This window comes from Flavobacterium adhaerens, assembly GCF_040045115.1.
Classification (GTDB): domain Bacteria; phylum Bacteroidota; class Bacteroidia; order Flavobacteriales; family Flavobacteriaceae; genus Flavobacterium; species Flavobacterium adhaerens.
Window position 1 is genome coordinate 86,171 of the sequence record NZ_JBDLZX010000009.1, and the last position, 15,932, is coordinate 102,102.

General features: G+C 33.9%; 14 protein-coding genes. 12 read left to right on the forward strand and 2 right to left on the reverse strand.

The window, feature by feature from the left end:
* The first annotated feature begins 23 nt into the window (after positions 1 to 23).
* From metF to ABEB18_RS13285, 5 genes are all read left to right on the forward strand, one after another.
* Positions 24 to 977: a methylenetetrahydrofolate reductase [NAD(P)H] gene (gene metF / locus ABEB18_RS13265; protein WP_348799790.1), complete on the forward strand. Its 954-nt coding sequence runs from the start codon at positions 24 to 26 to the stop codon at positions 975 to 977.
* 140 nt (positions 978 to 1,117) lie between these two features.
* Positions 1,118 to 3,487, forward strand: a complete 2,370-nt coding sequence (locus ABEB18_RS13270; protein WP_348799791.1) for a TonB-dependent receptor domain-containing protein — start codon at positions 1,118 to 1,120, stop codon at positions 3,485 to 3,487.
* 142 nt (positions 3,488 to 3,629) lie between these two features.
* Positions 3,630 to 4,289 carry a hypothetical protein gene (locus ABEB18_RS13275; RefSeq protein WP_348799792.1) on the forward strand — a complete coding sequence of 220 codons (660 nt, stop codon included), beginning with the start codon at positions 3,630 to 3,632 and terminating at the stop codon, positions 4,287 to 4,289.
* Positions 4,290 to 4,465: 176 nt separating this feature from the next.
* Positions 4,466 to 5,881: a pyridoxal phosphate-dependent decarboxylase family protein gene (locus ABEB18_RS13280; RefSeq protein ID WP_348799793.1), complete on the forward strand. Its 1,416-nt coding sequence runs from the start codon at positions 4,466 to 4,468 to the stop codon at positions 5,879 to 5,881.
* A gap of 423 nt (positions 5,882 to 6,304) precedes the next feature.
* On the forward strand, positions 6,305 to 6,700 hold the full coding sequence (locus tag ABEB18_RS13285) for a GreA/GreB family elongation factor (RefSeq protein ID WP_348799794.1): 396 nt from the start codon (positions 6,305 to 6,307) through the stop codon (positions 6,698 to 6,700).
* Positions 6,701 to 6,818: 118 nt separating this feature from the next.
* On the opposite strand, the gene gldA is transcribed toward ABEB18_RS13285, so the two are convergent.
* Complete coding sequence (gene gldA, locus ABEB18_RS13290; RefSeq protein ID WP_348799795.1) at positions 6,819 to 7,715, reverse strand: gliding motility-associated ABC transporter ATP-binding subunit GldA; 897 nt, start codon at positions 7,713 to 7,715, stop codon at positions 6,819 to 6,821.
* A gap of 642 nt (positions 7,716 to 8,357) precedes the next feature.
* Between gldA and ABEB18_RS13295 the strand changes: the two genes are divergently transcribed.
* From ABEB18_RS13295 to ABEB18_RS13315, 5 genes are all read left to right on the forward strand, one after another.
* Positions 8,358 to 9,185, forward strand: a complete 828-nt coding sequence (locus tag ABEB18_RS13295) for a prephenate dehydratase (RefSeq protein ID WP_348799796.1) — start codon at positions 8,358 to 8,360, stop codon at positions 9,183 to 9,185.
* A gap of 80 nt (positions 9,186 to 9,265) precedes the next feature.
* Positions 9,266 to 10,411 (forward strand): pyridoxal phosphate-dependent aminotransferase, encoded by a 1,146-nt coding sequence (locus ABEB18_RS13300; protein ID WP_348799797.1) that lies wholly within the window; start codon positions 9,266 to 9,268, stop codon positions 10,409 to 10,411.
* A gap of 4 nt (positions 10,412 to 10,415) precedes the next feature.
* Entirely contained in the window at positions 10,416 to 11,273 is an 858-nt protein-coding gene (locus ABEB18_RS13305; protein WP_348799798.1) for a prephenate dehydrogenase, read from the forward strand.
* 63 nt (positions 11,274 to 11,336) lie between these two features.
* Positions 11,337 to 12,419, forward strand: a complete 1,083-nt coding sequence (locus ABEB18_RS13310) for a chorismate mutase (protein WP_348799799.1) — start codon at positions 11,337 to 11,339, stop codon at positions 12,417 to 12,419.
* A 178-nt stretch (positions 12,420 to 12,597) separates the two neighbouring features.
* Entirely contained in the window at positions 12,598 to 13,446 is an 849-nt protein-coding gene (locus ABEB18_RS13315; RefSeq protein ID WP_348799800.1) for a hypothetical protein, read from the forward strand.
* 73 nt (positions 13,447 to 13,519) lie between these two features.
* Here ABEB18_RS13315 and ABEB18_RS13320 read toward each other — a convergent pair whose 3' ends face one another.
* Positions 13,520 to 14,263: a DUF3667 domain-containing protein gene (locus ABEB18_RS13320; RefSeq protein WP_348799801.1), complete on the reverse strand. Its 744-nt coding sequence runs from the start codon at positions 14,261 to 14,263 to the stop codon at positions 13,520 to 13,522.
* Between the two features lie 173 nt (positions 14,264 to 14,436).
* On the opposite strand from ABEB18_RS13320, the gene rsgA reads away from it, so the two are divergent.
* Both rsgA and dtd read left to right on the forward strand, forming a co-directional pair.
* A complete protein-coding gene (gene rsgA, locus ABEB18_RS13325) occupies positions 14,437 to 15,414 on the forward strand; it encodes a ribosome small subunit-dependent GTPase A (RefSeq protein WP_348799802.1) in 978 nt (325 codons plus the stop codon).
* Positions 15,415 to 15,464: 50 nt separating this feature from the next.
* Positions 15,465 to 15,917, forward strand: coding sequence for a D-aminoacyl-tRNA deacylase (dtd, locus tag ABEB18_RS13330; protein WP_348799803.1), 453 nt, complete (start codon positions 15,465 to 15,467; stop codon positions 15,915 to 15,917).
* The last annotated feature ends 15 nt before the right edge of the window (positions 15,918 to 15,932 follow it).

The following is a 15,932-nucleotide window of genomic DNA, read 5'->3' on the forward strand; positions in this document are numbered from 1 at the left end:
TTTCAAACTTTAAGACATAATAAATGAAAGTAACACAACATATAGAAAACGCCAAAGGAAAACCTTTGTTCTCATTTGAGATTGTTCCGCCTCAAAAAGGAAGTAATATCAAGGATTTATATGAAAATATAGATCCGTTGATGGAATTTAAACCACCATTTATAGATGTAACCACTTCGAGGGAAGAGTATGTGTATATCGAAAAAGATGGACTTTTTGATAGAAGAATTACCCGTATGCGTCCAGGAACAGTAGGTATTTGCGCTTCTATTCAGCATAAATATGGAGTAGATGCTATTCCGCACGTGTTGTGTGGAGGATTTACCAAAGAAGAAACCGAATATTTGTTGGTAGATTGTCATTATTTGAATATCGATAATTTGGTGGCTTTACGTGGCGATCCTATGAAAGGGGAAAAATATTTTGAACCAACAAAAGGAGGAAATGAATATGCGGTGGATTTGGTAAAACAAATTAAAGCAATGAATGCTGGAAAATTTTTGAACGACACTTTGCCAATGCAAAATGCTCCTGATTTTTGTGTAGGTGTTGCGGGTTATCCAGAAAAACATATTGAAGCCCCAAGTTTGGAAGCCGATTTGAAACGATTGAAAGAAAAAGTAGATGCTGGTGCAGATTATATTGTAACGCAAATGTTTTTTGACAATCAGCGTTATTTCAAATTTGTGGAAGCGGCTCGTGCTATCGGAATTACAGTACCCATTATTCCAGGAATTAAACCGGTGGCGGTGAAACGTCATTTACAATTATTGCCTCAAGTTTTTTGGTTGGATATGCCTCAAGATTTAATTCAAGCCATTGAAAATGCCAAGGACAATGCAGCGGTTCGCCAGATTGGAGTAGAATTTGCTGTACAACAATCGAAAGAATTAATGGAATATGGTGTTCCTTGTTTGCACTATTATTCAATGGGTAAATCCGATAATATTCAACAAATTGCAAGTCAGGTTTTTTAATACATTAAGATTTTATACACCAAAATCCGTTTACTTGTAAACGGATTTTTTTATTTTTATTTAGATTATTTATAAATAATTTTTGAATCCTTTTCTCTATTTTTTAAATTTGCAACCGATAAATTTTTAAAAAAACAAACATGAATAATATTTTTACTAGTAACATCTTGAATAAGAGTATATTTTGTTGTTTTTTGTTGTTTTTGTGCTCTTCGGTTATGATTGCGCAAAATAATAAAGGGCAAATTTCTGGAGTAGTAAAAGATGCTTCTGGGAAACCAATTGAGTATGCTGTAGTAGGGGTGAAAAAAAATAATAAAAAAGTACAAACCGACCATTCAGGAGCTTTTACATTAAAAAATGTGTCTCCAGGAAATGCTATTATTGTCATTAATAGCTTAGGCTATCTAACGGTAGAAAAGGAAATTGAAGTAATAGAAGATCAGAACACTGATATTGGCGAAGTGGTTTTAAAAGATGATTTAAACGAACTTGATGAAGTAAGTGTTGTTGGTAGAAAAAATAAGTTTAGTAAGAAAGAAACACAATCGGTATCTCGTTTGCCTCTAAAAAACCTCGAAAATCCTCAGGTTTATAATATTGTTACAAAAGAATTAATGAAGGAACAAGTCGTTTTAGAGCGTACAGATATTTACCGAAATGTACCAGGAGCAGTTCCAAATTATTCAGCTGGAGGTTCCCAAGGTTTGACCATGCGAGGTTTTACTAACTCAAATGGTATGCTTAACGGTATGACAACGAGCGCTATTTATCCGTTGAATCCCGCAATTTTGGAAAGAATAGAATTTATAAAAGGGCCATCTGGAACTTTGTTTGGAGGAAATAGAAGTACTTCTTTTGGAGGGGTATATAACTATGTGACAAAGAAACCGTATCATAATTTTGGAGGTGAAATTGGATTAGTTGGAGGAAGCTTTAATTTTTCTAGAATCACTGCCGATGTTAATACTCCGTTGAATAAAGATAAAACTGCGTTGTTAAGACTAAATGTTGCAGGACAATCTGAAGGGTCTTTCCAAGATCAAGGTTTTGCCAAAAATTATGTTTTTGCTCCTTCATTTTCATATCAAGTTTCAGACAGATTAAAGTTTTCTGTTGATATTGATATAACGAGAGGGAATTATACGATGACTACTATAACTTTAGGAAATTTGGCCAATATTACGGCTCGAAATTTTAAAGATTTAAATCTAAATTATGAACGTTCTTATGGAAATAATGACGTTGATGTTGAAAATGGGATTAATAATTTAGGAGCTCAAATAGATTATAAAATTTCGGATCAATGGAAATCTGAAACAAAATTTTTAAGTTCGGTTGGATATTATAAAAATTTATATTGGACAACCCTAACAGTGCTTACAGATGACACGGCTTCGAGAACGGTTAGAAATCAAACTCCTGAAACTTTTGGAAACATTGGATTACAACAAAATTTTGTTGGCGATTTTAAAATAGGTAACGTTCGAAATAGAATGTTGATTGGATTGGATTATAGCAATAATTATAACGAGTTAAACCGTGTTACGGTAAATTATGATACCTTCAATATCAATGATCCATTAGGAGATTTTAACAAAGAAAAAATAAATGATCTTTCTTATGCAAAAGGTTTTGTAGCAACTACTACTAAATACAATAATTATGCTGCGTATGTTTCGGATGTTATAGATGTATTGCCAGAATTGCAAGTGATGATGAGTTTGCGTGTTGACAATTATGCTACCAAAGGGACGTATAATGTTTCAACAGCTACTTATGCCGATAATGGAGATTACAATCAAACATCATTGTCTCCTAAATTTGGTGTGGTTTACCAACCAATTAAAGGACAGGTTTCTGTTTTTGCAAATTATATGAATGGATTTAGTAATCTAGCTCCTGTTTCTCAACCTGATAACAGTGTTTTGAAATTAGACCCACAGTATGGAACTCAATTTGAAACAGGATTTAAAGTAGATGTTTTAGATAATAAGCTGAGTGGTTCTGTGAGTTATTATGATATAAAAGTAACAAATTCAACTTATAAAGATCTTGCGAATTACACCGTTCAAGATGGAACTCAAAACAGTAAAGGGGTTGAGTTAGAAATAATAGCTAACCCTTTTTCAGGGTTTAATATAGTGGCAGGATATGCTTTCAACGAAAATAAATATACTAATTCTAGTGCTGCTTTAGAAGGGAAGTCACTTGCGGCTAGTCCTAAAAACGTAGCTAATATTTGGGTGAGTTATAATGTTCCAGAAGGAAAAGCAAAAGGATTAGGTCTGGGACTTGGTGGAAACTACGTTAGTGATTCTTGGTTTGAAACCTCTAATGTGTTCGTACTTCCATCTTATACATTGTTTAATGCTGCTTTGTTTTATGATCACCCAAGATATAGAATTACATTGAAAGGGAATAATCTTTTAAATGAAGAATATTGGAATGCTACTGGAATGCCACAAAAAACCTTAAACATTTTAGCGGGTCTCGCTTTTAAATTTTAGCAACCAGTTAATTATCATAAAAACTCGTTTAAATTATTTTAGACGAGTCTTTATTTTTCATAAAAATATGTGGTGATTCGAAAGCTTGCTGCTACTTGACAGTAAAATGTTTATATTTGGTTCTGAAATCATAGTTGTCCCAATGAAACCAATATACTATACACTTTTAGCGACTGCAATTGCAATTAGTTCTTGCAAAAACACTGAAGAAGTTCCAGAAAAAGATCCTAGAACAATTGTTCCTTTTACTCAACAAGGAGCAACGGCTTTGCAAACGCAAAATACAGAACAACCTGTCCCACAGAATCATAATTTATTTCATGAAAACAATGCAGTTACCAATACATCTGTAGCGGCTGGTGTAAATCCAGCACATGGTCAGCCCAATCATAGATGCGGTATTCCTGTTGGGGCGCCATTAAATACTCCTGCGAAAGGAGTCGCTACTACTCAGCCACCAAGTCAGGGGCAAACTCAACCTCAGATGAAGGTGGTAACTCAGCCAACAAAAACGGTAACGGCAAAAGGAATGAATCCGCCACATGGTCAGCCTGGTCATCGATGTGATATTCCTGTTGGATCACCTTTGAACTCAAAACCAGCAACCACTACAACTACAACAACTCCTACGGCAACCTCTGGAGAAGTTACTAAAAGTGTTTCGGTGCAACCACCAGTTCCAGCTTTATTATCTCCAAGTTCAGCTAATGCAACTGAAACTCCCGAAGGAATGAATCCACCTCATGGACAAGCTGGTCATCGTTGCGATATAGCCGTGGGCGCACCGTTGCCTAAAAGTTAATTTTTTTATAGATAAGTATTTAATTTTCATCGATTAATACGGCTTGAAGGTATAGGGTTTTGTTTGCTATAGAAATCTACAAAGAACATTTCGCAATGAAAAGATAATATTAATTTGTAAGTTAAGTATGGATAATTTTATATATTCGCCTTTCGGATTTTTAAGCAAAATATATCATGTATCCAACACTTCAACAAGATTTGCAAGATATTGAAAATATTCTTGAGCAAGTAAAACAGCTAGGAATTGATTTTTTAAACAGGATAGATTCTGTTCCAACTTCAACTCAAAACCGAATAAATACAACAGGAATTTTAAATGATTCTGGTTTAGGAGCCATATCGGCAATGGAAGAATTCAACCATCATTTAGCTCCTTTAATGGTTGCTCAAGGTGGCCCTAGATATTGGGGATTTGTAACGGGAGGAACGACACCTGCCTCGGTTGTTGGGGATTGGCTTACGACTATTTACGATCCAAATGCTCAAGCCACCAATGCACAAGGCGGTGTTTCGGCCTTGATAGAAGTCGAAACTATAAATCTATTACTGCAATTATTGTCTTTGCCAAAATCGTTTTTAGGCGGATTTGTAACTGGTGCGACCATGTCTAATTTTACCTCTTTGGCAGTAGCCAGACAATGGGTTGGAAAACAGTTAGGAGTAGATTATGCCAAAAACGGAATTACGACTCCTGTACCTATTTTGTCAGCGACACCACATTCGTCTTCAATAAAATGTTTGGCGATGTTGGGTATTGGAAGCCAAAATTTCATTAAAATAAATACAATTGAAGGGAATCGTGAAGCCATAGATCTTAACGATTTTGAACAAAATATTTTAAAACTAAAGGGAGCCCCTTTTGTTTTAATTTCCAGTGCAGGAACGGTAAATACTGCCGATTTTGATGATTTTGTAGCCATAGCCAAACTTAAAGAAAAGCATAATTTTTGGTGGCATATTGATGCTGCTTTTGGCGGATTTGCTGCTTGTTCCCCAAAATATAAGCATTTGGTAAGTGGTTGGGAAAATGCGGATAGTATAACTATCGATTGTCACAAATGGTTGAATGTTCCTTACGAGAGTGCATTTTATTTAATAAAAGAAGAGCATAAAAATTGTCAAGTCGAATGTTTTCAAAATTCGAATGCTCCTTATTTAGGAGATCCATTGGAGAATTTTAACTATATGAATTTTTTACCCGAAAATTCTAGACGTCTAAAGGCGTTACCCGTTTGGTTTTCGCTCAAAGCTTATGGCAAAGATGGTTTTCGAGATATTGTAGAAAACAATATTGAGAGAGCTTTCCAGTTTGGAACTGAACTTGTCCAAACTGGAAATTTTGAATTATTAGCCCCAACTCGCCTCAATAATGTTTGTTTTACTTTAAAAGGAGATCACAATCAAGATAAAGTTGCTTCGTTTTTGACCAAATTGAATGATACCGGAAAAGTCTTTATGACACTAACAGTTTACGAAGGCAAGAAAGGAATTAGAGCCTCATTTGTTAACTGGAGAACATCAACAGCGGATGTGAAATTAGCTGTTGATGTAATGAGTAAAATCATTTTAGAATTTATAACAGTCCAGTAAAATCAATTTGCTAGTTCTTTGTTAAATTGAAAATAAAGCCCACTCGATGAAAAAAAGTTTTTTATATTTGCCAATCAAAATAAAAAAAAAAGCACTCATTGTGAGCACTATAATAATATGTACAGTTTCTTTGTTAGCGTTTTCTTTTAGGAGAAGGCGGTTTTCGGCTGTATTTATTTTGCATAGTAAAGCCTTTATTTCTTAGGCCTCCGTCTATTTCATTTTCTTCTTTCAGACGGAGGATTTACATCAGTTTTAAACATTTATTTTATTTGTCAAAATTCATTTTGTTCAGATTTGCCTTTGTTTTTTCATTATCAAACAGTTGTTTTTGTAATGTTTTTTAAAAAAGGATTTTTTAGATAATTGTTTTAAAAATAAATCATAAATATTCAAATTTTATAATATAAAATTCAGACAGATATGAAACCAATACCTTTTTTCTCTAAAACAGATTATCAGTTCTTAAGAGATCTTATTTTAAAAAGTAAAAACAATACAAATGCCAAAGAAGCAAATCAGCTTTCTAAAGAACTTGATCGTGCTATAATCAGTAAAGAAAATGTTTTGGACAGTACGGTTATTCGAATCAATTCGGTTATAACCGTTGAGGATGTAAAGGCTCAAAAACAAATGAAAGTTCAAATTGTTTTGCCTTCATCGGTTGAAATAAAGCAAAATAGGATTTCAGTTTTAGCCCCTTTAAGTGTCGCAATTATTGGTTTTAAAGAAAATGATGAAGTTGATTGGGAACTTCCTTCAGGAATTAAAACCTTAAGAATTGTTGCTGTAGATAATACAGCTGTAAATTGCTCGTAATTTTTTTAAAACACCTCATTTGTGAAGGTGTTTTTTTATATCTGTTCAATAAAAAAAGCCCGTTTAATTAAATAAACGGACTCCATATTTCTGTTAACTAAAATCTGGCAACCGAAAACTATTTAGTAATCTCTCTAAATACCGCTTCAAGATTCTTGTTTTTTTGATTGAGTTGCAATGTTTTCAAACCATTGTCGTAAGCAAAATCAAAAACCGTAGAACGCATGTCTTTGTCGGATTCAAAAGTCAATTCCCAAGAAAAGCCCTGAGTATTTTTGTATGATTTTAAATGCGGAATTTGAGCAATCAACTCTTTATCTACATTTTTATCAAACTCAACCTCTACAAACTGCTCTTTATTTGCCGAAATCAAATTGTCTAATTTTTTATCGGCTACAATTTGACCTTTATCAATAATAATAACACGATCACAAATCGCTTCTACTTCCTGCATAATATGTGTCGATAGGAAAACCGTTTTATTCTCGCCTACATTTTTAATCACATTTCTAATTTCTACCAACTGATTAGGGTCTAATCCTGTTGTAGGTTCGTCTAGGATCAAAACATCAGGATTGTGTAATAAAGCATTGGCCAATCCTACACGTTGGCGATAACCTTTAGACAATTGTCCTATTTTTTTATGACTTTCCAGCTTTAAACCCGTTAGTTCGATCACTTCATCAATTCTGGATTTGGCCACTTTATAAACATCGGCATTAAAAGCCAAATATTCTCTCACATACAAATCCAAATACAGCGGATTATGTTCTGGCAAATAACCAATCGAAAGCTGAACCGATTTGGCTTGACTATTGACGTCAAAACCATTAACCAAAGCCACTCCATTATCTGCCTGAAGATAGGTAGTCAAAATTTTCATCAAAGTCGATTTTCCAGCACCATTCGGACCCAAAAAACCAACAATTTCTCCTTTTTTCACAGAAAAAGAAATGTTATCCAACGCTTTTTGAGTACCGTAATTTTTCGAAATATTTTTTACCTCTATTGACATATCCTAATTATTTGTTGCAAAAGTAAATAGAAAATAGATAGTTCGCTATACTTCGAGCTAATTTAAATAGTTGGCGTGCCCCCCAATGAACCAAGAGACTTTTTTAGATATCGCTCACGTAGCTTTTTGTTTCATTGGGGGATGGCTATCCATGCAACTTCGGTAGATTATTCCAAATGAAATTTACAGAACTCCAATAAAAAATAATGTATGGCGAAGTAATCCCTCACGTAGTATAAAACACCAAACGGTGATGTAAAACCAGTTGTTTTTGTGAGAAAATAAAGCTGGTATAGGTTTGTTATGGAGCAATAAAATCCAGAAATATTTTCAAATCAACAATTATAGCCGCATGAAATGATGTTTTTTTGCTAATTCAAAACCTAAACACCTCTTTAACAAAGAAATCACTTTTTGTTACATAAAAAATATTTTTTTTTTTGGACGACAAAAAATATGTTATACATTTGCATCAAATAATTGAATTACATAGAGCACCATGTCAAATAACCGTTTTTATTTTAGCCATACTTTTTATTTCTTTAGCGAGAGATAGGATTGTGCTATGGTAATTTGAAAAATATATAAACAAATAAAACTAATATACAATCCTGATGAAAATCAGGATTTTTTTTTGACCTAATGAAAACGAAAATTGCAATACAAGGAATTAAAGGATCTTTCCATCATCAAGTAGTAAAAGAATATTACGATGCTAAAGTTAGCGTTGATGAATGCATGTCTTTTGAGGAATTGGTAGATAGTGTATTGTCTGGAAAATCAGATCAAGCGGTAATGGCAATCGAGAATTCTATTGCAGGACCTATTATCCCAAATTACGCTTTGATTGATAAAAATAATTTGCACATTATTGGCGAACATTATTTGAATATCAATCAAAATCTAATGGGATTGAAAGGTCAAAAAATAGAAGATATTCAAGAGGTTCACTCTCATCCAATGGCATTATTGCAATGTATGGATTTCTTAAAACAATATCCAAACATCAAATTAGTCGAAGATAAAGATACGGCAGAAACCGCACGTCGAATTTTTGAAAATCAATTAACAGGGATAGCGGCCATAGGGAGTGTCAATGCAGCCGAAATGTATGGCTTAGAAATTATTGCTCCAACCATTCAAACGATCAAAAACAATATGACTCGTTTTGTGATTATCAATAAAGAGAATCATTTTGTACCCGAAAATGAAATCAATAGAGCGTCAATAAAATTTGAATTGGATCACAAAAGAGGGAGTTTGGCAGCGGTTTTAAATGTAATGAGCGATTGCAAACTGAATTTGACCAAAATTCAGTCCTTACCAAAGATAGAAACTCCCTGGAAATATTCCTTTTTCGTAGATGTGACTTTCGATCAATATGAAGATTTTGCCAAAGCCAAGTCCTTATTAGAAATCATGGCCGAGTATTTTAAAGTATTGGGAGAATATAAAAACACCAAACCGTAAAGGCAGGGGGCAGAATACAGTTAACAGAAAAATTAAGCATATAGCCTAAGACCTAAAGTCTAAAGCAAAAAAATAAAATCATGATTACACTAGCCAATCGTTTAAATGTAGTTGAAGAATATTACTTCTCATCTAAGTTGAGAGAAGTACGTCAGTTAGCATCTGAAGGAAAACCAATTATCAATATGGGAATTGGAAGTCCAGATTTGAAACCCTCTCAAGAGGTAATTGATGCGGTTATCAATGCCATGCAAGATGAAAATGCACACCAGTATCAAAGTTATCAAGGATTGCCAGAATTGCGAAAAGGAATGGCGGATTTTTATCAAAATAATTATGGTGTGACTTTAAATCCAAATAATGAGATTTTACCATTGATGGGATCCAAAGAAGGAATCATGCACATTTCGTTGGCATTTTTGAACAAAGGGGATGAGGTTTTAATTCCAAATCCAGGTTATCCAACTTATACATCGGTAACCAATTTGGTAGAAGCCGTTCCGGTATATTATGATTTGAAAGAAGCTAATAATTGGGAACCTGATTTTGAAGCTTTAGAGAAATTGGATTTATCGAAAGTAAAGTTGATGTGGTTGGGGTATCCACACATGCCAACTGGCGCAAGAGGAAGCTTAGAGTTGTTTGAAAAATTGATTGCTTTTGCCAAAAAACACAACATATTATTGATAAATGACAATCCGTATAGTTTTGTGTTGAATGACAATCCGATGAGTTTGTTGCAAGTAGAAGGCGCTTTGGATGTGGCTTTGGAATTGAATTCATTATCCAAAACGTTCAATATGGCAGGATGGAGAGTTGGGATGGTTTTAGGAAACCCAGCTATGATTGATGCGGTTCTAAAAGTAAAAAGCAATATGGATAGCGGAATGTTTTACGGAATTCAAAAAGGAGCTGTTGCGGCTTTGAATAGCAGCAAATCTTGGTTTGAAGATATGAATAAAATATATCGTAGTAGAAGAATTTTGACTGAGAAGTTGGCAGAAAAACTAGGATGTGAAGTATATAAAGAAGGAGTTGGATTATTCGTTTGGGCAAAATTGCCGGCAGGAATTGATTCAGCCGAAGATTTTATAGATAAAATATTATACGAAAAATCAATTTTTATTACCCCAGGAACCATTTTTGGAAGTAATGGAGAAGGTTATATTCGATTTGCACTTTGTGTAAAAGAAGAGAAAATAGAAGAAGCGATAAGTAGATTTTAAAAAAATGAATGTACACGTAATAGGAATAGGATTGATTGGAGGTTCGATGGTTTTAGATATTAAAGCATTGCATCCAGAGGCGACTATTTACGGCATTGATACCAATAAAGAACACGTCCAAGAAGCAATTGCTTTGGGAGTGATTGAAAAAGAATCGAGTTTTGAGGATTTGGTAAATGCTGATATTGTGATTGTTTCAGTTCCAGTTGATATCGCAATGACGGTTCTGCCAAAAGTTTTGGATATAATAGGCGATCAAACCATAGTTATGGATGTGGGTTCTACCAAAACACCAGTTTGCGAGGCAGTAGCCAATCATCCAAAAAGACGAAACTTTGTTGCAGCACATCCAATAGCAGGAACCGAGTTTTCTGGGCCTTCGGCAGCAATAAAAGGATTGTTTCAAGGAAAGACCAATATTATTTGTGAGGTAGAGAAAACAACTTTCAAGTTGCAAGAAAAAGCATTGGAGTTGTTTAAAAATATCGGAATGAGAATTCGATATATGGATCCTAAATCGCATGACAAGCACATTGCTTATGTATCGCACCTGTCACACATTAGTTCATTTATGCTTGGGAAAACAGTGATTGATAAGGAAAAACACGAACAAGATATTTTTGATATGGCAGGTTCAGGTTTTGAAAGCACAGTTCGTTTGGCCAAAAGTTCACCAGCAATGTGGACACCCATTTTTAAGCAAAATAAAAAACATGTGGTAAAATCATTGGAAGAATATATCTCTAATTTGTCAAAATTTAAAGAATTATTAGAAGGTGATAATTACGAAGCAATTTATAATGAAATGCAAAGCGTAAATAAAATAAAGGAAATTTTGAACGGAATGAACATTAAAAAATAAACTAGTTCCGGTAGTAATAGAAAAGAAAACTAAATAATTAAACTAAGAAAAAAAATTGAAAAGATGGAAAACAAGAAAGAAATGAGAGATTGGTTGAATGAGTTCAAATTGTCTCATCCATTTGTAATCGCTGGACCTTGTAGTGCAGAAACTGAAGAGCAAGTATTGAAAATTGCTCATGAATTGAAAGATTCAGATGTTAGCGTTTTTAGAGCTGGAATCTGGAAACCAAGAACTCGTCCAGGAGGATTTGAAGGTGTTGGAGAAATTGGATTGAAATGGTTGAAAAAGGCTAAAGCAGAAACTGGTTTGCTTATGGGAACTGAGGTTGCTACTGCTGCTCACTGTAAATTAGCTTTGGAAAATGATATTGATGTTTTATGGGTTGGTGCTCGTACCACTGCAAATCCTTTTGCGGTTCAGGAGATTGCTGATACATTGGCAGGAACAGATAAAATTGTTTTGATTAAAAACCCGGTAAACCCAGATATGGCTTTGTGGTTAGGTGGTGTTGAGCGTTTGTATGCTGCTGGAATCAAAAAATTAGGAGTTATTCACAGAGGATTCTCTACTTACGAAAAAACAAAATACCGTAATATTCCAGAATGGCAAATTGCTATCGAATTGCAAAATAAATTCCCTGATTTGCCATTAATCATCGATCCATCTCACATTACAGGAAACCGTAACATGATTCTTGAAGTGACTCAGGAGGCTTTGGATTTAAACTATGACGGTATGATTATCGAAACACATAATGACCCAGATAACGCTTGGTCTGATGCAGCTCAACAAGTTACACCAGATACATTGAAACAAATTTTCAAAGATTTGAAAGTCAGAAAAGTGAGTGGTGATTCAGCTGATTTTGAACAAAAAATGACAAAATTAAGAGCTAATATCGATGTTTTGGATGCTAATTTATTAGACCTTTTAGGAAAACGTATGAAAGTAGCCGACGAAATTGGTCAAGTGAAGAAAGATGCCAATGTTGCTATTTTGCAAAATAACCGTTGGAACGAAATTCAAGCAAAAATGATTGCAGAAGGTGCTAAAAAAGGATTAACAGAAGAATTTATCATCAAATTATTCAAAGAAATCCACCAGGAAAGTATTGGTCACCAAGAGAAAGTGTTGAATTCATAATTTAGTTTTTTTAAAATTAGAATCCCCATATTTGTCAAAGAATATGGGGATTTTTTTTGATAATAATTTTTTTGAGTATACTTCAGTTATAATTTCGTTTAAATGTGTTATGGGATAAAAGTCAGGTTAATATACTAAGAAAATTAGTATATTTGATAAACTTTTAAAAGCAGGAAAAATGGATACTAAAAAAATAGTTACAGTTATGTTAGCGTTGTTATTTGTAACAACAATTTTTGCTCAAACGAAGAAATTGGATAAAATTATTAAAAAGGATTATGAAGTAATTGAATGTACGATTATCAAAGAAACAGATGCTGTTGTAGAATACAAATTGCCAAATGAAACGATGACTATTGCATTGGATATTTCTAAAATAGCACGAATTGATTTGGCTAGCGGCAGAACTCAAACATTTGCAGATCCCGTGCATCAGGAAGCACCTTCTGTTAGTACAGTTAATTCTAGCGGAGCAGTTTTGAAAACCAATACAATAGCAGTTCTTCCAGTGCCTTATGTGAATTCTGAAAACTTAACCAATTCAGAAGAAATGGCAAAGTTTGCACAAAACGATATTTACACTAAGCTGATAGATAAATCATCAAATATCTACCCGTTGACAGTTCAGGATTTAAGAGATACCAATAGTTTGTTAAGAAAAGCTGGCTATGATTATAAAAATATAGACGAAGTTTCGATAACTGAACTTCAAAATATTCTCGGGGTAGATAATATTATTGCTGCAAAAGTATCTTATACCGTAGGGCAGAATCAAACTACGGGAACCTACGGTGGAGGAAATGTTAAAATAAATGATGACAATAATAAGGCAAAAGCTAATAATTATTCGATATCTAATACACATACTGATTTGAGTTATAATTATCATGTTTATTTTGATATGTATAAAAATGGCTCAAAAATATATACTCAATCAAGAGAACCTATTTTTAAGCTTAAAGACAGCTGGATGGATTCGGTTTCTTATTTGTTAAAAAGAAGACCTATATATGTGAAAAAACAATAATTCAACACGATATAAAAAATAGAATCCCCGTATTTGTTAAGAATACGGGGATTTTTTATTTTTAAAATGGTATTTACTTTGGCAGTGCCTGATAGATTAATATGATAATCATAATTACTGTAATCAGGCAGGTAAAAAATATTATTTGGCTTAAAAGGGTTAGCAATAATACTTTTTTTAGGCTTAGTTTATTGAAAAACTGTTTATTGGTCCAATAAATAAGGACAAAATCTAAAAGATAAATTAGGATTGAAAGTGTGCGCATTGTACCCGTACTATTGTAATAATAAAGAACAGGAAACAGTGCAATATGGACCAATAATCTTTGAGACGCTTTGTAAGTGTTGAGTATGAGATATTCTACCAAATTATAGTCCTGTTTTTTGAAAGCAATGCTTGTGCCAATGGTATATAAAGGAATAGTAAAAAGTATCACCCATGGATAATGACTGCCTATCCAGTCATTAAATTTAACATTGTCTACTCCGTTTTCAGATGGTTTTGAACTAATATCGTTAAAACTGATGTCAAAATAATGATACAAAAAGCCGTATGCAGCGGCGAGTAAAAGAACTAAAGAAATAGGCTTCATATGTCTGACCCGTTTTCCTTCAATAAATTCTCTTATCGAATGCCCTGGCCTTGTAAACAGCTGTTTAGCAGAATAGGGAATGCCTTCGTTAAAATGCAGTAAATCATGCTGGATTTCCTTCCACAGAAAATGAAAATTTAGTTTATGAGTCGCGGCAGGCTGTCCGCAGTTGTTGCAATAATGTCCTGTGTAAGTTTGTCCGCAGTTTTTGCAGGTTATTTCCATTTTTATCGATTATGGTTAAACTGAACATGTTGTCAATTCAAACTTACGTTATTTTTATAGCAATTAAAACCTTTTTCGCATATAAAAAGTGCTTTCAGCAATAAACCTAAAACAAAATTTTATCTTTGCACAGATTAGGATTAAATTTAAAATATGCTATCTAGAATCTGAAAATGACAGGAACCGTTTATAAATCTACAGGAAGCTGGTATGTAGTGAAATCCCAACAGGGAGATTTCATAGAATGCCGTATGAAGGGGAAATTCCGAATAAAAGGAATCAAAAGTACCAATCCAATTGCTGTGGGTGATATTGTTGATTATGAACTGGAAGAAACTTCAGATGCCATTACGGGCACCATTCATAAAATTCACGACAGAAAAAATTACATTGTTCGTAAGGCGGTTAATTTATCGCACCAAATGCATATTATTGCATCCAACATCGATCGAGTGTTTTTATTAGTTACAGTGAATAATCCACCTACAACTTTTAGTTTTATAGATCGTTTTTTGGTTACTGCCGAAGCTTATGGAATCGAAGCTATTTTGGTTTTTAATAAAATTGATACATTAGATGAGGTAACACTTGACGAGCAGTTGTACATGCAACATGTGTATCAGGAAATTGGATATCAATGTTTACGAGTTTCGGCTGAAAAGATGAAGGGTGTAGATGTTTTGAAAGAGCTAATGATTGACAAAGTAAGCATGTTTTCGGGACATTCAGGTGTCGGGAAATCGACTTTGGTCAATGCTTTAGAACCTTCATTGCATTTGAAAACCAAAACCATTTCCGAGCAAAGCAAGCAAGGGCAGCATACGACTACTTTTGCCGAAATGTATGATTTGAGTTTTGGTGCCAAAATTATAGACACCCCAGGAATCAAAGGTTTTGGCATTGTCGATATGGAACCTTCTGAAATTAGCGATTATTTCCCAGAATTTTTTAGGTTGAAAGACCAATGTAAGTTCAATAATTGTTTGCATAAAGAAGAGCCTCATTGTGCTATAAAATCAGCTTTAGAAAATGACGAGATTGCTTGGTCGCGTTACAACAGTTATCTCAAAATCCTAGAAGGAGATGATGAACATTATCGTACGGATATTTATGACGAAGATCGAAAAGCAAGCGATAAGACAAGAGAGTAGTTATCAGTGTTCAGTAATATAGTGTTCAGATTTGTAATAGTTGAATAATAATGAAAACCGTTATACAAAGAGTTTCTGAAGCATCAGTAACAGTAGATGGCAATAAAATTGCTAATATTCAAACAGGACTTTTGGTCTTGGTGGGTATTGAAGATGCCGATTCTCAGGAAGATATTGACTGGCTTTGCCAAAAAATTTGCAATCTCCGCATTTTTGGAGATGATAATGATGTAATGAATTTATCTGTAAAAGATGTTGACGGAGACATTATTGTCGTGAGTCAGTTTACACTCCACGCATCTACCAAAAAAGGAAACCGCCCTTCGTACATCAAAGCCTCTAAACCCGATATTGCCATTCCGATGTATGAAAAATTTGTGCTTCAAATAGGAAAAGAGTTAGGCAAAAAAGTGCAGACTGGGATTTTTGGTGCCGATATGAAAGTAGCTTTACTCAATGATGGACCAGTGACTATTGTGATGGATAGTAAAAATAAAGAGTAAAAAAATAGGGGCCAT